Origin of the sequence: Candidatus Devosia phytovorans (assembly GCA_029202405.1) — a bacterium.
Classification (GTDB): Bacteria; Pseudomonadota; Alphaproteobacteria; order Rhizobiales; family Devosiaceae; genus Devosia; species Devosia phytovorans.
The window spans coordinates 2,882,502-2,906,992 of record CP119312.1 but is presented as its reverse complement, the minus strand read 5'-3'; the positions used below and the strand labels follow the sequence as shown (position 1 = coordinate 2,906,992).

The 24,491-nt window shown below is 61.1% G+C and carries 24 protein-coding genes; 15 read left to right on the top strand and 9 right to left on the bottom strand.

The features are described 5' to 3' along the window. Nucleotides 1–150 precede the first annotated feature (150 nt). The gene (locus P0Y65_14395) at nt 151–1,599 is read left to right on the top strand and encodes a leucyl aminopeptidase (protein ID WEK03378.1); all 1,449 of its coding nucleotides are present in this window, start codon (nt 151–153) and stop codon (nt 1,597–1,599) included. Next, nucleotides 1,596–2,627 carry an Ldh family oxidoreductase gene (locus P0Y65_14390; GenBank protein WEK03377.1) on the top strand — a complete coding sequence of 344 codons (1,032 nt, stop codon included), beginning with the start codon at nt 1,596–1,598 and terminating at the stop codon, nt 2,625–2,627. Before P0Y65_14395 ends, P0Y65_14390 begins: the two co-directional genes overlap by 4 nt. Nucleotides 2,628–2,688: 61 nt before the next feature. Here the strand turns inward: P0Y65_14390 and P0Y65_14385 are convergent, their stop codons facing one another. The 6 genes from P0Y65_14385 to P0Y65_14360 all read right to left on the bottom strand — a co-directional run bounded on the left by P0Y65_14385 (nt 2,689) and on the right by P0Y65_14360 (nt 9,940). Beyond that, complete coding sequence (locus tag P0Y65_14385; protein WEK03376.1) at nt 2,689–3,642, bottom strand: dihydrodipicolinate synthase family protein; 954 nt, start codon at nt 3,640–3,642, stop codon at nt 2,689–2,691. 110 nt (nt 3,643–3,752) lie between these two features. Continuing rightward, nucleotides 3,753–4,985, bottom strand: coding sequence for an amidohydrolase family protein (locus P0Y65_14380; protein WEK03375.1), 1,233 nt, complete (start codon nt 4,983–4,985; stop codon nt 3,753–3,755). Between the two features lie 639 nt (nt 4,986–5,624). Then, nucleotides 5,625–6,893, bottom strand: a complete 1,269-nt coding sequence (locus P0Y65_14375) for a DUF2254 domain-containing protein (GenBank protein ID WEK03374.1) — start codon at nt 6,891–6,893, stop codon at nt 5,625–5,627. Between the two features lie 144 nt (nt 6,894–7,037). Continuing rightward, nucleotides 7,038–7,184: a lmo0937 family membrane protein gene (locus P0Y65_14370; protein WEK03373.1), complete on the bottom strand. Its 147-nt coding sequence runs from the start codon at nt 7,182–7,184 to the stop codon at nt 7,038–7,040. A gap of 129 nt (nt 7,185–7,313) precedes the next feature. Beyond that, nucleotides 7,314–9,539, bottom strand: coding sequence for an AI-2E family transporter (locus tag P0Y65_14365; protein ID WEK03372.1), 2,226 nt, complete (start codon nt 9,537–9,539; stop codon nt 7,314–7,316). Beyond that, a complete protein-coding gene (locus tag P0Y65_14360) occupies nt 9,524–9,940 on the bottom strand; it encodes an SOS response-associated peptidase family protein (protein ID WEK03371.1) in 417 nt (138 codons plus the stop codon). The genes P0Y65_14365 and P0Y65_14360 overlap by 16 nt, the downstream gene beginning before the upstream one ends. A gap of 116 nt (nt 9,941–10,056) precedes the next feature. Between P0Y65_14360 and P0Y65_14355 the strand changes: the two genes are divergently transcribed. Next, nucleotides 10,057–10,290, top strand: coding sequence for a hypothetical protein (locus tag P0Y65_14355; GenBank protein WEK03370.1), 234 nt, complete (start codon nt 10,057–10,059; stop codon nt 10,288–10,290). A gap of 319 nt (nt 10,291–10,609) precedes the next feature. Here the strand turns inward: P0Y65_14355 and P0Y65_14350 are convergent, their stop codons facing one another. Further along, nucleotides 10,610–10,903, bottom strand: a complete 294-nt coding sequence (locus P0Y65_14350) for a hypothetical protein (protein ID WEK03369.1) — start codon at nt 10,901–10,903, stop codon at nt 10,610–10,612. 140 nt (nt 10,904–11,043) lie between these two features. Between P0Y65_14350 and P0Y65_14345 the strand changes: the two genes are divergently transcribed. The 6 genes from P0Y65_14345 to P0Y65_14320 all read left to right on the top strand — a co-directional run bounded on the left by P0Y65_14345 (nt 11,044) and on the right by P0Y65_14320 (nt 14,588). Further along, nucleotides 11,044–11,220, top strand: coding sequence for a hypothetical protein (locus tag P0Y65_14345; GenBank protein ID WEK03368.1), 177 nt, complete (start codon nt 11,044–11,046; stop codon nt 11,218–11,220). 95 nt (nt 11,221–11,315) lie between these two features. Further along, nucleotides 11,316–11,762 (top strand): translesion error-prone DNA polymerase V autoproteolytic subunit, encoded by a 447-nt coding sequence (gene umuD / locus P0Y65_14340; protein WEK03367.1) that lies wholly within the window; start codon nt 11,316–11,318, stop codon nt 11,760–11,762. After that, a complete protein-coding gene (locus tag P0Y65_14335; protein WEK03366.1) occupies nt 11,759–13,024 on the top strand; it encodes a Y-family DNA polymerase in 1,266 nt (421 codons plus the stop codon). The genes umuD and P0Y65_14335 overlap by 4 nt, the downstream gene beginning before the upstream one ends. A gap of 113 nt (nt 13,025–13,137) precedes the next feature. Continuing rightward, on the top strand, nt 13,138–13,887 hold the full coding sequence (locus tag P0Y65_14330) for a glycoside hydrolase family 16 protein (GenBank protein WEK03365.1): 750 nt from the start codon (nt 13,138–13,140) through the stop codon (nt 13,885–13,887). Between the two features lie 178 nt (nt 13,888–14,065). Continuing rightward, nucleotides 14,066–14,293 (top strand): hypothetical protein, encoded by a 228-nt coding sequence (locus tag P0Y65_14325; GenBank protein WEK03364.1) that lies wholly within the window; start codon nt 14,066–14,068, stop codon nt 14,291–14,293. Nucleotides 14,294–14,342: 49 nt separating this feature from the next. After that, entirely contained in the window at nt 14,343–14,588 is a 246-nt protein-coding gene (locus tag P0Y65_14320) for a hypothetical protein (GenBank protein ID WEK03363.1), read from the top strand. Nucleotides 14,589–15,284: 696 nt separating this feature from the next. Here the strand turns inward: P0Y65_14320 and P0Y65_14315 are convergent. Both P0Y65_14315 and P0Y65_14310 read right to left on the bottom strand, forming a co-directional pair. Then, nucleotides 15,285–16,451 carry a hypothetical protein gene (locus P0Y65_14315; GenBank protein WEK03362.1) on the bottom strand — a complete coding sequence of 389 codons (1,167 nt, stop codon included), beginning with the start codon at nt 16,449–16,451 and terminating at the stop codon, nt 15,285–15,287. Between the two features lie 11 nt (nt 16,452–16,462). Then, the gene (locus P0Y65_14310) at nt 16,463–17,434 is read right to left on the bottom strand and encodes an aldo/keto reductase (GenBank protein ID WEK03361.1); all 972 of its coding nucleotides are present in this window, start codon (nt 17,432–17,434) and stop codon (nt 16,463–16,465) included. Nucleotides 17,435–17,624: 190 nt separating this feature from the next. Between P0Y65_14310 and P0Y65_14305 the strand changes: the two genes are divergently transcribed. From P0Y65_14305 to P0Y65_14280, 6 genes are all read left to right on the top strand, one after another. After that, a complete protein-coding gene (locus P0Y65_14305; protein WEK03360.1) occupies nt 17,625–18,629 on the top strand; it encodes a GntR family transcriptional regulator in 1,005 nt (334 codons plus the stop codon). Nucleotides 18,630–18,654: 25 nt separating this feature from the next. Then, on the top strand, nt 18,655–20,190 hold the full coding sequence (locus P0Y65_14300) for an ABC transporter substrate-binding protein (GenBank protein ID WEK03359.1): 1,536 nt from the start codon (nt 18,655–18,657) through the stop codon (nt 20,188–20,190). Between the two features lie 64 nt (nt 20,191–20,254). Next, nucleotides 20,255–21,427 (top strand): Xaa-Pro peptidase family protein, encoded by a 1,173-nt coding sequence (locus tag P0Y65_14295; GenBank protein WEK03358.1) that lies wholly within the window; start codon nt 20,255–20,257, stop codon nt 21,425–21,427. After that, nucleotides 21,427–22,599, top strand: coding sequence for a Xaa-Pro peptidase family protein (locus P0Y65_14290; protein WEK03357.1), 1,173 nt, complete (start codon nt 21,427–21,429; stop codon nt 22,597–22,599). The genes P0Y65_14295 and P0Y65_14290 overlap by 1 nt, the downstream gene beginning before the upstream one ends. 45 nt (nt 22,600–22,644) lie before the next feature. After that, entirely contained in the window at nt 22,645–23,625 is a 981-nt protein-coding gene (locus P0Y65_14285; GenBank protein ID WEK03356.1) for an ABC transporter permease, read from the top strand. Nucleotides 23,626–23,630: 5 nt separating this feature from the next. Further along, nucleotides 23,631–24,485 (top strand): ABC transporter permease, encoded by an 855-nt coding sequence (locus P0Y65_14280; protein WEK03355.1) that lies wholly within the window; start codon nt 23,631–23,633, stop codon nt 24,483–24,485. Nucleotides 24,486–24,491: the final 6 nt, after the last annotated feature.

The following is a 24,491-nucleotide window of genomic DNA, read 5'->3' as shown; positions in this document are numbered from 1 at the left end:
GTCATTTTCGTCACATCGCACGGCGGTGATCGTTTGCTGTGCAAACTCGGCTGTCACGGCTAAGCCCCTATCCAGCATGCAAGACATTTATATGTCGACACTGTGCATACTTCCGTGATCAGCTGTACCGACATGGTATGTGAGGGAAAGATGGACATAATCTTCGAGGCAAATGCCGCTCCTCGCGCAGGTGGCGCGGCCGCAGAAATCCTGAACCCTGAGACACTTGCCCCCTTCGTCGCCGACCTGCCCGACAGCGACCGCCTCGCCCGCTCCCTTGCCGCCGACGGTTTCGAAGCCCGTACCGGACAAGTCGCCAATCTGCTGGCCCCTGCCGGTCGCGCCGAGGATCGGCTCCTACTTGCCGGCCTGTCGCCTGACGCCTCGATTTTCGACGCCCAGGCTGCTGGCGCCCGTCTTGCGGTCGCATGTCTCGACCTGTCCGGCCGCCTGGCCCTCACCTGTTCCACTTGGCTCAGTGCTGATCTCTTTGCCGAATTTGTCTACGGCTTTCTCGCCCGCTCCTATCGCTTCGACAAATATCGCAGCACGTCGCGCGAGGGTCAGACTCAGCTTGCACTGATCGATTGTTCCGACGCCTTGGTCGAGCAGATCAAACACCTGCAGATCGCCGCCCAAACTGTCCATATCGTCCGCGACCTGGTCAACGAGCCCGGCAATACGCTGCCGCCCCTCGAACTGGCCGCCCGTATCCATGCGCTCTGCACTCCGCTCGGCATCGCGGTCGAGATTCTTGACGCCCAACAGCTCGCAGCGCTCGGCGCCAATCTCGTCCTTGCGGTAGGGCAGGGTTCGGTCAACCCGCCCTGCATGGTCATTTTGCGCATGGAAGGCGATGGCGCCCCGATTGGTCTGGCCGGCAAGGGCATGACCTTCGATACCGGCGGAATCCATATCAAACCTGTCGCCGGCATGTGGGAGATGAAGAACGACATGGCCGGCGCCGCCACCGTCGCCGCAACCATGGCCGCCATGGCCCGCCTCGGCATTCGCCGCCCAATTGCTGCTGCGCTCGGTCTTGCCGAAAACATGACCAGCGGTTCGGCCAGCCGTCCGGGCGATGTGGTCAAGAGTCTGGCCGGCCCCTATGTCGAAATCCGCAATACCGATTGCGAAGGGCGCCTCGTGCTTGCCGATTGCCTGACCTATCTGCAGCAGCGCTTCGCCCCGCGCGAGCTGATCGATGTCGCGACCCTCACCTATGCCGTGCAGATCGGCCTCGGCCCCCGCTATGCCGGCATCTATGGCAACCACCGCCCTTCGGTGGATGCTCTTCTTGCCTCAGCATCCCAGACCGGCGAACTGGCTTGGCCCATGCCGATCGATGCCGGTTTCCACGACGAGCTGGCCTCCGACGTCGCCGATTTCCTCAACTGGCCCGGCGTCACCTATGGCCACGCCTCCATTGCCGCGGCCTTTCTCGAAAAGTTCGTTGCGCCGCAAACGCCCTGGCTGCACATCGACATTGCCGGTCCCGCCTATGCGCCCAAGGGTAGTCCCCTCAGCCCTTCAGGCGGCACCGGTTTCGGCCTGCGCACGTTGGTCGACTATCTCACCAGCACGGAGCAAGACGCATGAGCACCACACTTTCTTTCGAGCAACTTTGCGAAAAGGTGCAGGCCATCCTTGAGCATGCCGGCCTCAACAAAGCGCAGGCGCAGGCCGTCGCGACCGTCATCGCCAAGGGCGAGCGCGATGCCTGCAAGGCGCATGGCGTTTACCGCATCGAAGGGGTGCTGCGCACGTTCAAGGCCGGGAAGGTTCGGGGCGACGCCATCCCCACAATCGCCGCCGCCGACGACAGCGCCATCATCCGCATCGACGGACAAAGCGGCTTTTCGCTCCCCGCCTTTGATCTGGGCCTGCCGCTTTTGGTCGAAAAGGCAAGGCAACTGGGTCTGGCTGCCATGGTCATCAATGATTGCACGCATTTTTCCGCTCTCTGGCCGGAAGTCGAAGCCATCACAGATCAGGGCCTTGCCGCCATGGTCATGTGCCCCAGCTATGCCACCGTCGCGCCCTGGGGCGGCACCAAGCCATTGTTTGGCACCAATCCCTTCGCCTTCGGCTGGCCGCGGCAACACGCCGAACCCTATGTCTTTGACTTTGCCACATCGGTCGCCGCCCGTGGCGAGATCGAACTCTATCGCCGTGATGGCAAGCAGCTCCCGCAAGGCTGGGCGATCGACGATCAAGGCCAGCCCACCACCGCGCCCGACGCGGCCCTTGCCGGCGCCATGCTGCCCTTTGGCGGCTACAAGGGCTCGGCCATGAGCACGATGATCGAACTCCTGGCCGGTGTCATGATCGGCGATCTCACCAGCACCGGCGCCCTCGACGCCCTGGGCACGACGGCCTTCTCCCCCGCCCATGGCGAATTGATCATCGCCATGTCGCCCGAGCGCTTCTCTGACTGCCGGCCCGGCGACCCCTTCGCTCGTGCCGAAATCCTGTTCGAAGCCATTGAGGGGCAGGGCGCCCGGCTCCCCTCGCAGCGGCGCTTTGCGGCCCGCCGGACTGCCCAAGCGCAAGGCATTGTTCTGACCGACGCAGAAATGCAGCAGCTTGATCGCCTGCTCGATCTGGGCCTTGAAGCCATCGACTGACCAAAACAAAAGGCCCTCCCGCTGGGGGAGGGCCTTGGCCGAAACCTTGAGGGAGGACGGTTTACGGCTTGTGGGGATCGGGCTGCTGGCTCCAATTTGCATACCAGGCATTGAACTGCTCGAACTGCGTCTTGGCCCAGGCACGCTGGCTGGGTGACAATTCGTCAGTGGCGTTGAAATGCAGCTTGTATTCGGCCTCGCCCTGAAGCTCGAGCATATACTTGTAATAGAGCACGAGGTCGGTGCCCTCGTCCCAGCTCGATAGGACCGCCAGCGCTTCGCCCAATTCGAGCGCCCGCACGCGTGCCGCGACATCGCCGGTCGCAGCGGCCTTGGACAGCGCCACCAGATGCAGGATTTCCTTGGGCAGCGCATTGCCGATGCCGGTAATCGTGCCGGTCGCGCCTGCCTTGACATAGCCGTGATAGACGCCGGTATCGACACCCGCCATCAGGATCACGCCATTGTCGCCGCTGGTAATGTGCTCGGCGGCATAGGTCATCGAGGCTGCGCCACCAAATTCTTTGAAGCCCACGAGGTTCTTGAACTTGGCGCGCAGCGCAAAGAACAGGTCAGCCTTGGTTTCAAAGCCATAATGGGGGCTGTTGTAGATCACTGCCGGCAGGTCCGGGGCAGCGGCCAGGACCGCCTCGAAATGATGGCGCTGCGCGGTCGGCGAATTGCCACGCGACAGCACGCGGGGAATGACCATCAGGCCCGCAGCGCCCACTTTCTGGGCATGGGCAGCCAGCGCCACGGCCGAGGCGGAATTGACCGCGCCGGTGCCTACGATCACCGGCAGCCCCGCCGCCACCAGGCGCTCCACGCCTTCCTGGCGCTGTGCGTCGGTCAGCAGCGGCCAGTCACCCATCGAGCCGCAATAGACCACGGCCGACATGCCCGCTGCGATCATCTGCTGGCCCTTGCGCACCAGCGCATCGAAATCAGGCTTGCGATCGGCTTTGCAGGGCGTCATCAGAGCCGGGATCACCCCGGTAAAGATCTCAGTGTTCATCGTATCCTTGTCCATGAAGGCACGGCCAAATCAGCCGTCCGCCGAGCATTTTTCTCACCATACAATCTTTGTATGCTGTTTGTCGACATGATTTCCGCTGGTGTTTTAGCTTATGGCAGAAGGTTTTTCATAAAGCGGCCCTTGCGCATGATGGCCGCCATATGCGCCCCGTCATCGCCCAGCAGCGTGATGTCGTCATAGGGGTTGCCATCGACCACCAGCAGGTCGGCATGCGCGCCTTGCGAAATGATGCCGATCTCGCCCTCCAGCTTGCAAAGCTTGGCACCGATCAGCGTTGCCGAGCGGATAATGTCCGCAGCGCTCAGCACGCGGCCCAGAATTTCGAATTCCATCGTGTGATATTTCTGCAGCGGACCCAGGAGGTCCGAGCCAAACGCCATCGGCAAGCCTGCATCGCGCATCACGGCCAGCGAGCGCAGACCTCCGGTCCGCACCGTCTCGATCTTGGCGGAAGCATCGGGGCTCAGGCCAAACCGCTCCCCTTCCAGCGCCAGGCCTTCATAGGCCACCAGCGTCGGCACGGCGATGCAGCCCGCTTCTGCTGCCATAGCCGCCGTTTCGGCTTCAATCAGGTTGCAATGCTCAAGGCTCAGCACACCGCATTCCACAGCGCGGCGAATGGCGCGGTCGGTATAAAGATGGGCCGACACATAGGTATTGTTATTCTCGGTTTCCTCGACGATGGCGCGGATTTCGTCGCGCGAATATTGCAGCATGTTGATCGGATCATTGGGCGAGGCCACTCCGCCATTGGCCATGATTTTGATGAATTTGGCCCCGGCCTTCAGCTCCTCGCGCGCGGCCAGGCGACAGGCCTCCACGCCATCGACCAGCCGGCCCATCGAGCCCAGGCGATCGCCAAAGATGTCGCGCCGATTATCGGTGCGGGCGCGGATATCGCAATGCCCGCCAGTCGTGCTGAAACCCTTGCCGCAATGGATCAGCCGCGGCCCTTCGATCAGCCCTTCCTCCTCGGCCAGCACCAGCCCGATATCGGCGCCGCCGACATCGCGCGCCGTCGTAAAGCCGCGCATCAGGATCTGGTTCATGATCCGGCCCGCGCGGAACGCGGTCAGCGACGTCGGCTCCATCGCATTCTTGAGTAGGTCGAGATAGGTCGACACCACATGCACGTGGCAGTCGATCAGCCCCGGCATCAGCGTCTTGCCGCCCAGATCGATCTTTTCAGCAACATCCGCCTCGATCGTCGTCGCCGAAACGGCAACGATCCGCCCATAACGCACCAGGACGCTCGATTTGTCGGACAGCGCGTTGAGGTTCGGATCCAGAACGCGGGCATTGTAAAATAGTGTTTCGGTCATCGATCTCTCCACTCGGGACAAATTGCTCAAACTTCAGGGCGAAAACGACCCTCGGGACAAGCTAATCTAGAATCCAATTTGTCGACAACATCCTCGGCGACGGAAATTCGAGGAGCGGAGACGCGAGGGGATGGCGCATTTTACTAATCGGCCAAGGTTGCCAGGATACACGCATTGAATGCCTGCATCTGCTTCAAGCCGCTCCAGAAATGTCTGGAGAACTCGCGACATGGGCGTGTCGATAGCCGCATGACGATAATTTCCTGGCCACGAACCCGAAGGACGCTAGCGCAGCCAGAGTCGTTTAACATCACGCAACGGTGGCTCGGTGAACAGTCGGCGATATTCACGATTAGACTGCGCGGCGCGCTGGTAACCGACGTGGGACGCCCAACCTTCTATGGCGGCGGCTGCCAAGGTTACACAAGTACCCGTTTATGTCGGCTATAGGCTAAGGCGATGGGCGGTTGGGTCACGGCTTAGTCGCCGTGTCTGCAAATGCACATTTCCGCATGAAAGGAGACAGTCCGGAAACCACCCCGATGCCGGCAGTCTGGTGCCGACCCCATTCCGGCCGTCCGTTGTTCGATTGGAAGTTCCCGAAAGCAGACCTCGCAATGGGAAGAACCGATGGCATCTTTATCGGTCCTGCGATGACTCCTGGCCGACCAAGTCCGCCAATTTGGCCCTATCAAAATCGTTGGTTAGCGCCCTTCGGGCGCGATCCATCGCAAGCTCTGCTTGGCTACGCGCCGCCATGCGGAAAGCCTTTCCGCCGATGCGGCCCAGGGCTAGGAGCGATTTCTGAAGGCGCATCTGGACTTCGATGAGCCCCGCACCGTCACGGGCGACCAGCATGAAAGCATCCTCAAACAGGTCGGAGTCAGACAGTGGCGCCACCATTACACTCAGGTATTCAGGATCATCCGCCTTTTCAGGTCGATCCGCCCATATCGACATCAGCCGCGTGGTTCGCCCGATGACGTCTATGGCGGTGCCAGGGTCATTAGTTGCGGGAGATAATGCGCGCGAAGCGATTTCACTCATAACCGCCAATCCGAAGCGCGGATCCTGATCAAAACTGCGTTCCGCGGCAATGGTGAATGCCTGCCGGATCGCCTTCTTATGTTCGGTATCGGGCCCATTCTTTGCATCGAACCAAGCCAAGACCGTGTCCGCGTAAACGAAGGCTCCGGGATTTAGGACGATCCTTATTTTGCTCTCGATTCCTTCGGCGATGCGATTAAGGGCAGCAACATCGATGTGCTGGACATAGCCAATCGCGTCAGGCAACACGACCGACGCACCTTCGGAAGGCCGTGTTTCGCCGTCCGGAAGCGGCACGCCACCCAGATAAGGAGACGTAATTCGCTCTTCGATTGCCGCCCGGGTGGCCTCTTCAACTCTGGTCGTGGTTTCTCCGACCCGTCCCAGTCTCGTCAGATGATCGATCCAACGCAGCAGGGTGACGACGATAAGCACGATCACAAGGATCGTTACGCCGAAAAGAATGACCCGTCCTCGATCGCCATAGGCTCCGACCCTCAACACGATGATGCCGACAATGCCGAAGAGGAATGTGCCAATGAATGTAGAGAGCACATTTTGGGTGACACGATCTTCCATAACGAGCTTGGTGGCGCGGGGCGTAACATTGGAGGTCGCGGCACCATAGGCCGACGTCATCACGCTAAGGGAGAAGGTCGTCACCGCCAGCATGCTTGTCGCGATGATGTTGAGGAGACCATCGACCGCCGCTGCATCTATGCTGGCCGGCATCTCCCAAGGAACATACTTCTCCACAACGGCCGCAAGAATAGCAGCGGCCACGCCAATGAGACCGATCAAGGTTGCCCGTACCCAAAGCCGGCGGGAAATTTGTAGCAGGAGCCATCGCCAGCGGGTCATGTTTTATCCTTGTGTTGATCCGTGGTTGGCAACATTCGCCGGCTCCGTCACGGAAGACTGAAGGCGTTCGTCTGCCGAGGGTCGCCGTAAGATAGCTTTCGATGCCCCAAGACCGATCAGATCAGGCGATGCTATCCGTGCTGACTATCGCGCCTGTCGTCCCTGGATGAATTTAAACAGAAGCACGATCAGGGCGATCACCAGCAAAAGATGGATGAGTGCCCCTGCGACCTTGAATGCCAGTCCCACGGCCCAAAGAGCGAGTAGTATTATCGCTATGATCCAAAGCATGTGGTCTCCTAACTATCGCCGAGCATTCAAAGGCTCGAAAAGCTCAGATCGCCTGAGCAGCGTGAATGGGTAGTCGCATACCGACCGTCACTGAATTACCGTATGCAACGCACACCAGGGTATAGCCAACTATGCCGATGTCAGGTCTCTTACGTCGCCGAGGGCTCGACCCGTGTTGAGATCGCTTCTCTGCGCGTGACCGAACCGCGCCACTAGCTCGTCTGCGGCCAGCAGCAACGCTTTAGTGTCCTGAGCCGAGAACGTGTGCTGTTCATAGTCGATAAGAACGAGCACAGCTGGGCAACTCCCGTCTTTGAGTACGAGTGGCACGCCGGCGTACAAATCGATACCGTTGGTCTGCAGATAAGCACTGTCGCCCACCAGCGGGTTGGGTTGGTCAGAATGTACCACCAGTGGTTGCCTATTCTCGGCAACCAATAATGTCAGTTTCGATGCCTCCTCATCGTCGAGATGACGCTGGTCATCGACAAGATTAATGATGGCGGCTGGAACTTTAAAGAGTTCGGCGAGCGCGTCGAGAGCCCTCCCGAGCGAGTCGCTGCCGCGACCGCCACCGGCGAACGGGTTAACCTGAGAATGTGCCGTGTCGGTTGTATTCACGGCGCCATCCCCTTTCACCATTTCCATGGCTGTCGAGAAATCTCGGGCCACGAAATCAACGTAGAGCGTCTCTGCGGTTTCGTTGGAGATGAGATTGTTGAGAATGAGCGCCAGGATACGCACGTCAGGTGCTGTGCGCCGAACGCGACGGGCAACGTAGCGGCATTGCGCTCGGAGATCATCGCCCATGAATACCAGCACCAGGGTCTTAACCTCCGCCAGGTCGAGACGGCCGATCGCTTCTTGGCGTATGGCGCCGGGGGGGAGCACGTCCACGGTGACACCTGCGTCGGCAAGCGAGCTGCCGATCAACTGGGCTGCGGCTTCATCGATCTCACTGCGACCGCCAATCAGTAAAACGTTGGCATCATCAGACCACCTTGGCGCGAGAATCGCATCGAGCACACTTTCAAACGACCGCATTAGCTGACGACGTTGTGGAACCGCCTCGGGACCGGACTGCAGTTCGAGGTTCGCCATTTGAAGCGCCGGCAACATCAGCTCGTCGATCAGCTTCTGTTTGCCGAACTCGTCAATATGGCCTTCGCCAATCTCGATGGCATCCTCGCTGTCACCCTTGAGCATGCGCTGGTAGAGGCGTTCCGCCGGCGCCAGGACTGGCTCGCTCCCCAGTAGTGTTTCGAGGAATTGGAACTGTGGTAGATGGCGGCCAATGACCACGAGGCAAACGGTCATAGGCGTCGACAGGATAAGGCCCACCGGTCCCCACAAGGTGGCCCAGAGCATGGCCGACAGCAGGATTGCAAGCGCCGACACACCCGTGCTCGATCCATAAAGTCTGGGCTCTATGACGTTGGCTGTCGTTAGGTCGAGGACGAGGAACAGACCCACGGACAACAGCAGCATGTTCCAGCCAGGGTCGACCGCAAACGCCAAGGTGAACGGAACGACCGCAATGATCAGCGCGCCCACGAAAGGGATGTATCGGAACAAGATGATGAGCATGCCCCAAAGCATTGCGCTTGGCACGCCGATCAGCCAGAGGCCGATGCCAAAAATGGTGCCGTAGACCGTATTCACCATCAACTGCACGATCAGATAGCGACCAACACGCTTGCTCGCATCCGAGATCGCCAGATTGGTCAGCGAGTATTTGCCGGCGCTGACCAGGCGAATAAAGCGGTCCTGAAGGTCAGCCCGTCCCATCAGAAGGAAGATCAGGAACACAGTGACAATGGCGATCGTCGCGACGGGTCCGATGATCGAGCCCATCACCGAGGTGAGCAAAGTCAGCGGTCCGAGCTCGTTGGAGATGGTGACCGGGATGGGTGCTACCCCGTTGCCATTCGTTCCGCTCGATCCCATCGAATTGCCCAGATTGGCAATGGTGGCATTGAGCTGATCGAGCCAGGCAAAGCTGCCGAACTGCGCCTGAAGGCCCTCTATCTTGGTCATGACGATCTGCTGATAACCGGGCAACTGAGCAGCCAGGCTGGCAATCTGCGAGCTGGCGATCGCCGCAAAACCTGCGAGCAGTACGAAGGCCAAAGAAACGGCCACAATAACTGCGACCGGGTCGGGCAGGCGCAACCGGCGGTTGAGGATCGACACGACCGGGTTGAGCGCGAAGGCTAGAAGTATGGCAAGTGTCAGGGGGACAAGAATGCCGGCGCCGAGGTACAGCAGGGTTGCGACGATTGCAAAAGTCGCGACGCTCTCAAACGCCGTTGGTCGGCGACGAAGGATGGTTCCTAAGTTCATTCTGTCGGACATCGTCGGCCTACACTCAAAGGATTGATATTCGTCGACGACTGAGCCGAACTAGGAGCGTCGTAACCCGGATACAGAAACTCCGCCCTGCGACCGGAGTTCCGAGGGCGTACCGCTCTATCTGCCCTGCAAAAAGCGCCTGATGTGTCGACGGTCTCGATACGAGCGTTGAACATGGGGGCCTTCGGCAACTCCTTGGCGAAGAAGGGCACGAGCCACCAGCGGCCACGCAGCAGCTCGCGATTGCCGGCCTTGTCCAACGCCACGAAGTCGACGTCTTGGGTGGGGGCGATATTGTAGCGCGGCTGCAGATTGGACGGGGCGGTGGGGAAGAGTTCGTCGCTGAGCTTATAGAGCGCATGCAGTTCGGCCCAGGTGAATTCATTGGTGAAGCGTCCGCACATCTTGCTCTCCTTGGTCCCGGCGCGCCGGTTAACACTAACAGCTGATCACCGATGATGTGAATTGCGGCAAATGTTTACGCGTGCACTCTTTTCTGCAGGCAGGAGGCCTGGAGGAAATGAGTGAAATGCTCGAACTGGACTATGACATGCAGCCGCTGTCGGAATATGCGCTGACAACCTGGACCCGCATGACCGATGAGGGTGTCGCGCCGCTCGATAGCCTGGCGCTGATCGAAGCGCAGCTTCAGCGCCGGCAGTGCCTGCGCCCGTCGCGGGACAGCGAGCAGGCGCTGCGCCTGGTCGGCAAATGGCGCGCGCTGGTCGGACAGGCGAGAGCGAAACTGCATTAGGCGAGGCGGAAAAGGAAAAGGAAAAGCCCGGAGCGCTGTGGCGCTTCCGGGCATTGGGGACATCCGCCTCTGGCTGGATCTCCGTGCAGACGGACAGGTCTACATGAGATTGAATGCCCGACAGGATTGAAGGTTCCAAAACCGAACCAAATCAGGCTAAGCGCGGGTCATGTTGAGTTTTCCGGAATTCCCCACCCTGTTTGCCATGGGTGTCACCCTGATCGGTGCCTTGCTGATCTTTGTCCCACTGATCAAGACCCTCTACCGCCGGCGCCCGCGCTGGTAGGCACGCGGCACGGCAGCGCCTAAACCCATCCAGTCATCGCGCCAGACGGCGCGCCGGCGCCAATGCTTCATCCTCTGCGTGATAGGCTTCGGCCAGGGCTGTACCGGGTTCGAAGCTGACGCGTGCGGTGAACAGGTGTCTATGCACCCGGTCAGCGACCGCAATGCTGAGATCGAGCCTGCCGTCCTTGGGGATTTCTTCGGCAGCGATGGCGGCAAGGGTCCGCACAGCCTCACGATAAGCCTCAGCATCACTGGCGAGACTGGTGCCCGTCTGATCCTTGGCTACATGGCCGTTCTGGCAGATATCGAAATAATATTGTGACACCGCCGATCTCCTCGTGGAGGAAATACGTGGAGGACCATCTCAAAGTTCCGTCACGGTCCTGCAATGGCGATCTGGTCGTGCAGACCACGGCGCTGCAACCTTTGAGAGTCGCCGCAGTTAATGGGCGCCAGGAGTGCCCCATGCCCGTGATCGACGACCAGACGAAGCCTATCCCGCCCATGACCTTCCGGGGTGCCGATGGTCGCGTCTACAAGACCCGACAGATGGAAGTGGATGCGCGCGGTGCTGCGGTGAACAGCATCGAGGCCAGCGCCAAACGAAGCTGGCTCAATATCCTCCTTCGGTCGCCCGACTAGGGAAATCCGCGCCTGACCCCAAACGTGTTCGGTCGGGCGCTTGTTCTTTCTTTGTTCTCAGTGGTATGAGTCGGTCCCTCTGAACTGAGGGCGACATGCATCTTTTTCTCTCCCGTTCCAACATGCCGGTCGCCGTCTCGACGCTGATCGAGATCCGTGTGCCGCTGGTCGGACCATTCGTGCATGCCGGCTTTCCCAGCCCGGCGGACGATTTCATCGAGGAGATGATCGACCTCAACCGGGAATTGATCAAGAATCCGATCTCGACCTATCTCTGGCGGGTAGTCGGGGACTGCATGATGGACGTGAAGATTTTCCCTGGCGACGTCGTCGTCGTGGATCGGTCGCTGATCCCCAAGCATCGCGACGTCGTGCTGGTGATGGTGGATGGCGAACCAACCCTCAAGCGTCTCAACCGCCGCGGTGGCGTCATGCTGCTGCACAATGAGAACGCCAAACTGCCGCCCTTCACCCTGGCCGAGGGCACGGAAATCGCAATCTGGGGCGTCGTCACCGACACTATCCGGAAGATCCGGAATTGACCGCCCTGGCGCTGATCGACGGCAATTCCTTCTATTGCTCCTGCGAGCGCGTGTTCGACGGCCGCCTCGAAAAGCGGCCGCTGATCGTGCTGAGCAATAATGATGGCTGCGCCGTTGCCCGCACGGCCGAGGCCAAGGCGCTGGGGATCAAGATGGGCCAACCGTTTTTCCAGATCCGCGATCTCTGCCGGCGCGAGGGCGTGGTGGCCATGTCGAGCAATTATGCGCTCTATGGCGACATGAGCCGGCGCATGAACCAGATCTATGACCGCTTCTCGCCCGACGTCGAAATCTATTCGATCGACGAAAGCTTCATCGACGTGGCGCGCCTGCCGGTAAAGGATCGAACCGCATGGGCCAGCGACCTGCGCGCCACCACGCGGCAATGGACCGGCATTCCGACCTGCGTCGGCATCGGACCGACCAAGACGCTGGCAAAGCTCGCCAACAAGGCGGCCAAGAGCCTTCCCGGGGGCGTGCTCGACTTGAGCGATCCCGCCGATCAGGCGCGGGTGATGGCGGACTTTCCGATCGGCGATGTCTGGGGGATCGGCCGGGCCGGTCAGGCCAAGCTCATGGCGCTGGGCATCCGCTATGCCGGCGAGGTGCGCGACATGGACCCCAGGCTGGCGCGGCAGATCATGACCGTGGTGGGGGAGCGGATCGTCCACGAGCTGAACGGGCGGCCCTGCATTGCGCTCGAAAGTGTGGCACCGCAGCGCAAGGGCTGCGCGGTGACCCGAAGCTTTGGCCAGCGCGTGACCAATCGGCTGGACATGGAACAGGCCGTTGCCGGCTATGCCACGCGCCTCGGCGAAAAGCTTCGCCGGCATGGTCTTGCCACCAACCACGTCACCGTCTTCATGCACACCAGCCAGTTTGACGACGATGAGCCGCAGCGCAATGTCAGCATGACGGTGGACATTCCCGAGGCGACCAATGACAGCCTGGCGCTGATCAAGGCGGCGCGCCGTGCCGTGGAACAGCTCTGGCAATCGGGCTATCGCTATTCGAAGGCCGGCATCGTCACGCAGGACCTGGTGCCGCCGCCGATCCCGCAACGGGCGCTGTTCGACCAGCTCAACCACGAAAAGGCGGCGAAGGTCATGGCAGCGATGGATGAGGCGAACCGGCGCTGGGGCCGTGCGACAGTCGTGCCGGCGGCAGTGGGGATCGCGGCGAAATCGGCGTTTACGACGAAATTCGAGATGCGGTCACCGCGGTATACGACGCGGTGGCGGGAGTTGCCGGAGTGCATATAAGGGGGATGGTTTGCAGACTGGCGGATTTGCCGCTGAAAATTTGATTGGCCGACGGTGATCCATTTTAGCGCATCTGGGTTCTGAAAGGACCATCCCCCTATTACAGGAGTGATATGTTGAGGGCCGAACGTGAACTGGTGTGGGCAGATGAGTTCGATGGTACGGCCGGCTCCGTCCCGACCCCATCTTTCTGGACCCATGAAATCGGCGGGCACGGCTGGGGCAACGGGGAGCTGCAAACATATACCGATCGCTCAGACAACGCTTTCCTGGATGGCCATGGCAATCTCTGCGTGGTTGGGCGGCGAACAGGTGACAGCTTTACCTCGGCGCGGCTGACCAGCAAAGGTCTGGTGCAGTTCCAATATGGCCGGTTCGAAACCCGGTTGAAGGTGCCAGCGGGCGCAGGGCTATGGTCGGCGGTCTGGTTGCTCGGCGCAAATATCGATGACGCGCCCTGGCCGGCATGCGGCGAAATTGACGTGGTGGAACATGTCAGCGCCAAGCCCGACAGGGTATTTGGCACCGTGCACTGCCCAGAATTCTTTCAGGATAACGGTCTGAGTGGTGACCATGTCGCCGCCGAGCCATTCACCGATGGATTTCATGTTTTTGCAATCGACTGGGCTGAGGACCGTATAGCCTGGAGCGTCGATGGGCTGCCGTACTTCGAAGTTACCCGCACTGGCTTAGAGAGCTCATGGGTCTTCGACCATCCATTCTACGTGATGGTAAATCTAGCAGTCGGTGGCTGGCTCGGTGGCGATGTATCGGAGGATACCCGATTTCCGGCCACTCTGCAGATCGATTACATCCGCATCTATTCTAGCCAACCCCCGCCGACCTTAGGGGAGATAGGCTGAGAGCGTTGGAGTGTGGAGTTCGCCACGCATGCTTCTAGGGATGGTGCAGCATCTGGTGGCGGCAGGACGACTATGTTTTCTAATTCGGGTTTCGATCATCCAGTATTGTAACTGCCGGAAAGCCGGTAAGGTTATCAAACTTTATTTCGAAGTCTTATGATAACGATTAGGTGCGCCCATGCAGCAATATCGCGTCATAAACATGTCCGGCACCAGGATCGAGGGAGCCGCCAAAGTGGTCACAGCCGCAAGTCCTGAAAAGGCAGCGGCTTTACTGCTTGGCGAAATGCTTGTGCGAGACGGTAACCCTGAAAACTTGCGGGCCCGCGTTTATGTTGCCGAGGATGGCCAGCCGATGCAGACGGTTTCCCTGTTTCGCAAGGTCGGCGAACCGATCATTTTTTGAAGGATCATTTATGTCATTTAACGTCTCACCGCCCAGCTCGCATTGGACGATGAGTTGCTGGCACCTGGTGCGGATAAGGACCTGGACCGGCGTTTCGATCCTGGCTGAAATCCCTGATCCGGTTGAGGCGTTAAGCTTTGGCAAGGCCGAAGTGCGTCGTCTGATTGCGGCGGGAAGCGGCTGGGACATCCTGGCCGTTGAAGTGGTGGATCTCCAGGGCACTCTGGTTCTGGGCGAGGAGACCGAAGGTTTCTGCGACCTTACCTTCGCCGCCGATAGGGCCGTGCAGCACTAGCCCGGCACGCTCGCGGCGTGCCCGGCCATTTCCGGCTTGAAACAGCAGACGTTGGCCCGATTGATCAGTGCTTGCAATGGAGCTTGTCCTCGACCGCGTCGCGGCCATTGCCGGCGGACTAGCATGTGCTCTCGCTACGACGATGACGCGAAAGAAATTTTGATGGCTTTCGATCGAGTAGCGGCGATGTCGATCTGCATTGACGGATGGAGGTCCGGTAACTTGAGGATCGTCCGCTTTTCGGGGTTTTTACCTAATAACAGACAGTCTGCTCTTCACCCCGATGCTGCCGCTATCCTATCGAACATATTGCGAACGTAAACAGGACTGACTGCTTAACCTCAGAGGCGCAATCTGCCAAACCACGAGAATGAGGGCGCGAAGAACGAATAGGCCGACGCATTCGCTCAGCGTCGCGGTAGATGTGTTAGTCCGTCCAAGACGATCACTTCTTCAAGATCCTCGTCACCACGCAACTCGTTGCTGGCCGGTGCGGCCTGCAACGAGCCAGCGCCGACGCTGTCGCAAGGTTCTAGTAATGCGCTCGCCTCTTGTTTTGAGGTTGCTCTCGCCCGCAATGTCGATGCCACGACCCAAGCGACGGCTCGACGGAGGAATTTCGGCATACGGATTATCCTCGCTAGTGACTTTAGCACGCCTTGAGCCTTCGGTGGGCCTGGCTATCCTTGGAGCCGATCAGCGCCAATAGCGTGCGAGGGTCGTTGGTGTGTGCATGTTGCCATAGATGTAGCTCCAGAATTCCGCTCGCCTTTCCACCGGAACCGTCTTCCAAACCGCAAGTACGGCCATCTCGCCACAGTAATAGGCGTAGACGAAGGGCGCGCGCAGGTTGTGGTGGAGAAATGCCAGCCGCGAACGGGCGGTGACCGGATCCTGCAGGCCCTCGGCGACCATGATGGGAACGATCTCGTCCACCGTCATGCCCTGCTGATGCATCATCCAAGCGGCATTGCAGCGGAGCGCGCTACGCAGGCGCTGCAGGGCGACACCCAACGCGTCCTCGGGGCCATCGAGCCAGTCGAGGAATTCCATGCCATTGTCGGCAATGCCCTCGAACAGCGCAGAACTGGCCGAACTGGTGACCACCTGTGCGCCATCGAGCGGCATGCGGCCGTCGGCGGTCATTTCCTCGCGCAGCTTCATGTGAACGAGGTGGCCGGGGAAGACCTCGTGGGTGGCGAGGTGTTTTAATGAGAAGCGGGTATAGGGAAAGTCGAGGTTGAGCAGCACCTTGCGGGTGGGGAAGTCGCAATAGGCCGAGAAGGGCACCTGGGTGACGCCGACGGGCTCCATCCATTCATCCTTCATGGCGCGGAACATCTCTGCGACGGTTCGGTCACGAGCCTCGCGGATGTAGTCGGAGAGCACAGCCAGTACCTGATCGACCGGCACGCGTGCCTGCACCTCATAGCGGGAAAAGTCCTCGGCGAGAGTGCCGCCAGCATAGCCCAGTTCATCCAACGACTTGCGGATCGTATCGCGATAGCCGTCCAGCACAGACTTTGGCACCAGCGTGTCCACGACGCGGATTTGGCGGGCGATGCGGTCGGCAAAACTGATCTCGCCGGCTTCGAAAGTGGTGATCAGCGCCAAAAGCGAATCCACCATTTCCCCGACATAGTCCGCACGCATTTCGCTTTCGGCCTCGGCCGGGAGGCGTGCCCTAAGAGCTTCGAGCTTCGCCCTTGCATCGGCATACTCAACCAGCGGCGTCGGCGTGACCTCGGCCATGGCGACCGGGATCAGGCCTTCCTTGTCGAGAAAGCCGTCGCTGCGCGGCGTGCGGCGGTAAAGGGCGTCAATGCCGGCGGTGAGTTCTGCGAGATCCGTGCCGATGCTCATGGGCAAATGTCCTACTGGTGGCCGGCGAGCGGCTTGGGGTGATAGGGCGCTTCGAGCTCGGCGACGTCTTCTGCCGTCAGGCGAACTTCGAGCGCGGCAACGGCGTCATCGAACTGATGCAGCTTGGAAATGCCCACGATCGGCGCGGTGATGGCGGGACGCGTCGCGACCCAGGCATAGGCGATTTGGGCCGGCGGGCGGCCAAGGCGTTCGGCCACGGCACGCAGCGCGGCGATGACAGCCTCGTCCTGCGCCTGCGAACGGTCATAGAGCGCGCCAGCGGTCTTGTCGGTCTGCGACCGGGTCGTGTCGCTCCTAGCTCGGGCAGCGAGGCGGCCGCGGGCGAGGGGGCTCCAGGGGATGACGCCAATGCCTTCCGAGAGGCAAAGCGGCAGCATCTCTCGCTCTTCCTCGCGGTAGATCAGGTTGTAGTGCGGCTGCATCGACACGAAGGGTGCCCAGCCATTGGCGCGCTGCAATCCTAGTGCCTTCATGAACTGCCAGGCATGCATGGACGAGGCGCCCAGATAGCGCACCTTGCCGGCACGCACCACGTCGTTGAGCGCGCCGAGCGTCTCTTCAAGTGGGGTCTCATAGTCGAAGCGGTGCAGCTGATAGAGGTCGATATAATCGGTACCAAGGCGCTTGAGGCTGCCGTCGACTGCCTCAAAAATGTGCTTACGTGACAGGCCGCGATCATTGGGGTCTTGGCTCATCGGATTATAGAGCTTGGTCGCCAACACCAGCTTGTGACGCGGCACTCCGGACAGCGCCTTTGCGACCACTTGTTCGCTCGCACCAGCCGAATACATGTCGGCCATGTCGAAGAAATTAATTCCCAGTTCCAAGGCCTTGTCGATGATCGGGCGTGAAGCTTCCTCGTCCAGCACCCAAGGCGCCCATGTGGGCGAGCCAAAGGTCATGCAGCCCATCGCCAGGCGCGAGATTTTGAGGCCGGTCCGGCCCAGATTGATATAGTCCATTAGTACACCTCTATGCGCCTGCGTCCTGCAACAGGCAGGTTCGTACACGCTCGTCCGGATCTAGCCGCATGTTTTCCAGTTAATCTGCACATAATTTCAGCGAATGCAAACTGTGTGCAAATTATTCACAGGCACTCTTGCGGTCCAAAGTTCCTGCCGCTACGGTCGGTGTATCAACCCGGTAGTACACATGTTCCGCATTGACGCCTTCAGCATCGACAAGTCGCTTCCCGTTCCGGTGGGGACGCAGTTGCATGGCCTGTTGAGTTACATGCTGGCCTTCAGCGACATGCCCTATGGGACAAAGCTCCCCTCGGTGCGCCAGCTAGCGGCCGATGTCGGCATTGCGCCGATGACGGTCAGCCAGGTCTACCAGCAGCTCCGCGGCGAAGGGCTGGTGGAGATGCGGGCAGGGCTGGGGGCCTTCACGGCGCACGACCCGGGCCGGGTGGCGGGCGACCAGCAGCCGATCAATGCGCTGCGTGGCGATATCGAATCCATAATCACCAAGGCCGAGGGGCTTGGCGTTTCGCCCATGGCGTTGGTTTCGATGATCAATGCCAGGGCGCATATGCGCCGCCCTTCCATCGGGCTGACCATTGCTTTTGTCTGCATCTTCGAGGGGCCGGGCAGGGACTATGTCGAGCAGGCGCGGCGCGTCGTTGGACCGAGCGATGTGATCGAGCTCGTGACCATCGATGCCATCCGCGCCGATGGTCCGGAGCTGCGCCTCTGCAAAGCGGCCGACATCGTCGTGACCTTCAGCCACCGCGAGGCGGAAGTGCGTTCGCTAGTTGCCGGCGCCGATGTGCTCGGCCTGCGCATGCTGCCCAGCCAGCGCACGCGGCAGAACCTGGCGGGGTTGGATTCGCGGGCGCGCGTTGCCGCCGTTACCCACTTCCAGGACTACATCGCCATCATGCGGCCCAGCGTGCGCGAATTCGCGCCTCATGTCTCCGACATCAGGGTCACCTGGTCGTCGGCGCCCGACCTGACCGAGATCATCGGCAGCTCCGACGCCGTGGTCTACGCCTCGGGCGCTGACCATGTCGCCCAGCTCGCACCGGCCAATGTGCAGTGCTTCGAATATCGCCATGCGCTCGATCCGAGCGGTCTCGAAATCATCCTGGCGCCGCGCCTCGCCGAGCTTCGGCAGGCCAAGGGAGATCAGGCTGTAGAACGCAGAACTGCGTAGCATCTTCAATGCAAGGGAACAGGGAATGAAGAAACTACTCTTGGCAACCACGGCGCTCGTCGCCTTGGGTTTCATGCCGGCTCAGGCCACTTTCGCGCAGGACAATACATTGGTTGTGGGGACCGATGTGGACGCAGGCACGCTCGATCCGCGCCTCACTCGCGACACGACCGCATCGCGCACCGCCGACCTTATCTATGCAGGTCTGGTCCATATCACCCCCAGCCTCGAGCCTGTGCCGGACCTCGCCGAAAGCTGGGAAAATCCTGATCCGCAGACCTTCATCTTCAAGTTGCGCCCCGACCTCGCTTTTTCTGACGGCAGCCCGCTGACCGCCGAAGACGTGGTCTTCACCTATTCGACGCTGACCAATCCAGACTTCAACGCTCCGGCCCGCGCGCTTTATTCGCCAATCACCGCCGTCGAAGCCGTCGATCCGCTGACCATCAAGTTCACGCTCAACGCACCCTACGCGCCGCTGCTGAGCTATCTTGACGTCGGCATCGTGCCCAAGGCCCTTGTCGAAGGCGGCACCGACATTGCGCTCAACCCCGTTGGCGCCGGTCCGATGAAGCTGGTGTCGTGGAACCGCGGCTCCGAAATCATCCTCGAGGCCAACGACGCCTACTGGCGCGGTGCGCCGACCATGGACAATGTCACCATCCGCATCATTGGTGACAACTCGGCACGCTCGCAGGCTTTCGAAGCCGGCGATCTGGACGTCATCCAGTCCCCGCTCGCCCCGCAGGATATCGAGCGTCTCGCCGCTGACGACCGCTTCGGCAATGTCATCGTGGCTGGCCTTGGTGTGAACTACATCAACTTCAACACCAAGGATCCGCTGCTGGCCGACCCCAAGATGCGCCAGGCCTTCTCGATGCTGATCGATCAGGAAACGATCGTCAACGACATCTACCAGGGTGTCGATCAGGTCGCCCACTCGATCATCCTGCCCTCGTCCTGGGCCTATTCCGATGCCATCAGCCAGCCGACTTTCGACATCGAAGGCGCCGTGGCCCTGTTCAACGAACTGGGCTGGACCGACAGCAATGGCGACGGCGTGCTCGACAAGGATGGCGCTGACCTGGCGGTGACACTGGCCACCCACAGCGAAGACGGCAATCGCGTGCAGAGCATCGAATTCATGCAGGCGATTTTCGAGGCCGCCGGCGTCAAGGCCACGGCCCAGATCAGCGACTGGCCGAGCTTCTCGACCAACTACGTACAGCAGTCCAAGCACCAGATCGCGCTGCTCGGCTGGCTCAACATCGTCGATCCCGATCGCCTGATGTTCGCCCAGCTGACCACCGGCGGCTCGACCAACTGGGGCGGCTATTCCAATCCGGAAGTCGATGAACTGCTCCAAACCGGCCGCTCGACGCTCGACCAGGCCGGCCGTATCGAGGCCTACCAGAAGGCGGCAACGATCCTGGCTGAAGAGCTGCCCTATTACATCGTCTCGGCCCAGGGCTACCAGATGTTCTATTCCAAGGACATTCCGGTCGAAGTCCAGGCGACCCCGCGCGGCAACTTGCGCGGCCTGATCGGTTTCACCGACTGACCTGACCGACTAACCGGCCGGAGTCGATGGTTTCGGCCGGATTTTTTTCCGGGGAGATGTTGAGATGAGTTTTACCCAGCGCCTGGGCGCGAATTTCTATGCCAAGGTCCATGCCGACATCCGCACCCGGATGGCTGCCAGCGGCATCGACATGCTGCTGCTCGATAGCAATGACGACGTCATCTATACGACCGGCTTTTCCCATTACACGACCGAGCGTCCGGTGGTCTTTGCGATCACGCAAACCGGCGCCTGGCTGCTGCTGCCCAAGCTCGAAGAGAGCCATGCCGCGCATCAGGATATCGCGGCCGAACCGATCATCTATTTCGAATTCCCCGGCATCGACCCGGCCTTTGCCGTGCTTGGCCGCGCCTTCCCCGAAATGAAGGGCACGGTGGGCCACAGCCCCGCCATTTCCGCCGCGCGCATCCCCCAGATTGCTACCGCTTTCCCCAATGCCCGCGTCGTGCCCAGCAACATCGTGCAGCAGATGCGGCTGCGCAAATATCCCGAAGAGATGGTGATGCATCGCGAGGCGTCCCGCATTTCCGACGAAATGGTGGTCGCCGGCGTCGAGCTGATCCGCGAGGCCATGCGCTCGGGCAAGGAACTGCCCTCCGAGATCGAGATCGAAAGCTTCGTCTCGCGCCACGCCATGAAGATCATGTTCGATGAGCATGACGACCAGATGCTGGTGCAGGGTCTGGCCTCGGGCCTCGTCTATTCCGGTCCGCGTTCGGCCTATCCGCATGGCATGCCGACCGGCAATCCGGTCAAGCGCGGCGAGAGCATCATCCTGTCGCTGGGCTGCCGCGTCGGTGGCCGCGCCGCCGAAAGCGAGCGCACGCTGTTCATCGGCGAGCCAAGCAAGGAACAGGAGGGTCACTACGCCGTGGCCTATGAGGCCCAGCGCATGGCGACTGCCGCGCTGATCGCCGGCCATACCTGCGCCTCGGCCGACAATCTGGCTCTCAAGTTCATCCGCGACAGCGGCATGGACGACTATCTGCTGCATCGCGTCGGCCATGGCATGGGCATCATGTTCCATGAGGCGCCATGGGTGGAAGGCGGCGACCAGACTATTCTTGAGCCTGGCATGATCACCTCGTCGGAACCGGCGATCTTCGTGCATGGCTTTGCCGGCTATCGCATTGCCGACACCGTGCTGATCGCGGCCGAAGGCCCCGACAGCATGACCCACTATCCGCGCAAGCTCGAAGACGTGGTCATCGCATAATGGCTTTTGTTCAGCGCCTCGGGCCAGATTTTTACGAAAAGGTGCAGCGCGACATCCGCGCCGGCATGGCAGCGGCAGGGATCGACCTGCTGCTGCTCGATGCGGCCGATGACGTGCTCTACACCACCGGCTTCGCCTTCCGCCCCAATGAACGCCCCATCGCCTTGGCGCTGACGGCGCAATCGGCCTTCCTGCTTATCCCCGAGCTGGAACGCGAATATGCGCTGAGCCAGAAAGTGGCCGCCGACAGCGTGGTCTATTTCGAATTCCCCGGCGTCGACCGGCCATTCGACGCGCTCGCACGGGCACTCGGTCCGATCCGCGGCACGATCGGCCATGGCTATGGCATGTCGGTGGGTCGCGCGGCCGAGCTTGCTGCGACCTGGCCGGAGGCCCGGGTCATCCCGACCGGCATGGTCATCACCATGCGGCAGATCAAATATCCCGAGGAAGTGCGGCTCCACCGCGAGGCGGGGCGGCTGTCCGATGCCATGGTCGCATCGGGCGTCGAGCTCGTGACCGAAGCCTTCCGCGCCGGCAAGCCCTTGCCCAGCGAAATCGAGCTCGAACGCCATGTGGTGCGCCACGCGCTCGACATCATGGCCAATGAGCACGAGGACGTGCTGCATGTGGCAACGCTTGCGGGCGGGCTGATCAATGGCGGCGTCAAGTCGGCCTTTCCGCACGGCATCGAAAGCGCCCGCCGCCTCGAGCCCAACGAGATATTCATCCTCTCGCTGGGCTGCCGTGTCGGTGGCCGGGCCTCGGAAAGCGAACGCACCTTCGTGCTGGGCACCCCGAGCAAGGAACACGAGACCTATTATCGCATCGCCCAGGAAGGCCAGCGCATCGGCACGGCTGGGCTGATTGCCGGTGAGACCTGCGCGTCCGCCGACGTGGCAGCGCTCGGATACCTCCATGGCCAGGGCATGACGCCCTTCGTCAAGCACCGCGTCGGCCATGGCATGGGCGTTGCCTTCCATGAAAGCCCATGGGTGGAAGCAGGCGACCAGACGATCCTCAAGCCCGGCATGGTCTGCTCCAGCGAGCCCGGCCTCTATGTGCCCGGCGTCGGGGGCTTCCGCCTCGCCGATACAGTGCTGGTGACCGAGGACGGGCCGGAAAGCCTCACGGTCTATCCGCGCAATTTCGAGGACATCGTGCTCGCATGATGAAGCTCAGCCGAGACACCCCAATCCAGGAAAGGAGCTGACGCGATGCTGTCCTATGTCATACGCCGGCTTCTGCTGCTCATTCCCATGGCCATCGGCATGGTCATCGTGACCTTTGGCCTCCTGCTGATCATCCCCGGCGATCCGGCTGCGGTGCTGCTCGGCCAGGACGCGACGCCCGAGGCCATTCTCAACCTGCGCAATAGCCTCGGGTTGAACGACCCCTGGTATATCCGCCTGTTCGACTATTTCGCCGCGCTGCTGCGGGGCGACATGGGGCGTTCCATTTTCCAGAACCAGGCCGTTTCCGAAATCATCTTCGGCCGGCTGGGCGCAACCATCGAGCTGGCCGTAGTGGCACTGATCCTTGCCACCATCATCGGATTGACCCTGGGCGTCGTGGCGGCCATCCGCCAGGGCTCCTGGATCGATACGCTGACCATGCTATTCGCCCAGATCGGCGTTTCCATGCCGGTCTATTGGCTGGGCCTGCTGCTGATGCTGCTGTTTGCGGTGCAGCTGGGCTGGCTGCCCGCCGTCGGTCGCGGCGTGCCGCTGCCCGAGGCGCTGCTGGCCGCGGTGACCGGACGCCCGCAGGTGCTGTGGGATTCCCTGACGCACCTGGCCCTGCCGGCGTTGGCGCTGGCCGCCAATTCGGCCGCCATCATCTCGCGTCTGGTGCGCGCCTCCATGCTCGAAGTGCTGCGCGAGGACTTTGTCCGCACCGCCTATTCCAAGGGCCTGCGGCAGGGCAGGGTGGTGATCCGCCACGCATTGCGCAATGCACTGCTGCCCGTGCTCTCGGTCATCGGTCTGCGCTTCGGTGCGCTGCTCGGCGGCGCGGTGCTGACCGAATCCATCTTCGCCTGGCCGGGTCTCGGCCAGCTGACCATTGCCGCCATTTCCCAGCGCGACCTGCCGCTTATCCAGGGCATCGTGCTGACCTTCGCCATCGTCTTCGCGCTGGTGAATCTGGTGGTCGATCTTCTCTATGCCGCGGTCGATCCGCGCATCCGTCTCGGGTGATCTCCATGCGTTTGCCCAAGGCTCTCACCAATACCTCACTGGTCATCGGCGCGCTGATCTCGCTGACCATCATCCTCTTGGCCATCTTTGCCCCCTATGTCTCGACCCATGGCATCGAGCAGATGGACATGCGCAACCGCTTCGAGGGCCCGACCCTCGAACATATCCTGGGCACCGACAACTTCGGTCGTGACCTCTGGTCCCGCCTGGTGTTCGGGGCGCGCATCTCGCTGACCATCGCCGTGATTTCGGTCGGCGTTTCGGCCGCCATCGGCACCACGGTTGGTCTTGTCGCCGGCTATTTCGGCGGTTGGGTCGATCTCGTCCTGATGCGCATCACCGACATCTTCCTCGGCTTCCCGGCCATCGTTCTGGCGCTGGCCATTGTCGCGGTGCTTGGCCCGGGCATCATGAATGTGTCCCTCGCCATCATCGTCGTGGCCTGGACCGAATACGCCCGCGTCGTCCGCTCGACCACCCTGGTGCTGCGCGAGCAGAACTATGTGCAGGCAGCTCGCGCCATCGGCGCGAGCCCTATGCGGATCATCTTCCGCGAAATCCTGCCCAATGCCATTGGGCCGATCATCGTGCTGGCCTCGCTGGGCCTCGGCACCGCGATCATCTCGGAATCGGCGCTGAGCTTCCTCGGCTTCGGCCTGCCGCCGCCGGCACCCACCTGGGGCTGGACCCTCTCCTACGGCACCCGCTTCATGCGCGACGCGCCGTGGCTCTCCATCATCTCGGGCGCGACCATCATGGTCACCGTGCTCGGTTTCAATCTCTTCGGCGACGGATTGCGGGACGTTCTTGATCCCCGCCAGCTGTCCCGTGGCGGAGCAAAGGCCGGAAAGGCCAAATAACTCAAA